This window comes from Bacillus sanguinis, from assembly GCF_018332475.1.
In the GTDB taxonomy this organism is placed as follows: Bacteria; Bacillota; Bacilli; order Bacillales; family Bacillaceae_G; genus Bacillus_A; species Bacillus_A sanguinis.
Genome location: NZ_BOQB01000693.1, coordinates 1 through 460 on the forward strand (window position 1 = coordinate 1; position 460 = coordinate 460).

Here is a 460-nt window from a genome sequence, read left to right on the forward strand (position 1 = left end):
CACCAGTTCACCTTCATTGACCAGTTGATCTTTCAACTGCCAGAGATGCTCCAGCGGTGAACGGCGATGGGAAAGCACGCCCATCGAAAAGACGGTATCAAAGGCTTTCAGTGCCGGAAGTTGTTCAATACCTAACGGTAACAAATGCGCGCGCTGATCATTACCCAGTAGTTTACGCACCGCTTCAAACTGGCACAGAAAAAGTTGCGTAGGGTCGATCCCCACCGCGAGGTGCGCGCCTGCGCCAATCATGCGCCACATGTGATAACCGCTGCCGCAGCCGACATCCAGAATGGTGCGTCCGGTTAAATCAGAAAGATGGGGCAGAACACGATCCCATTTCCAGTCGGAACGCCATTCGGTATCGATGTTGACGCCATACAGTGAGAACGGCCCTTTGCGCCACGGCATCAGGTTGCGCATCAGCGTTTCAATGCGTTTAATTTGCCCTGCGCTCAGT

At 53.7% G+C, this 460-nt stretch carries 1 protein-coding gene; it reads right to left on the bottom strand.

Going from position 1 to position 460, the window contains the following annotated elements; all coding sequences use genetic code 11:
- Window positions 1–460: tRNA 5-methoxyuridine(34)/uridine 5-oxyacetic acid(34) synthase CmoB (cmoB, locus tag KI369_RS30090; protein ID WP_212959076.1), on the bottom strand; the 460-nt coding region annotated here is incomplete at both ends.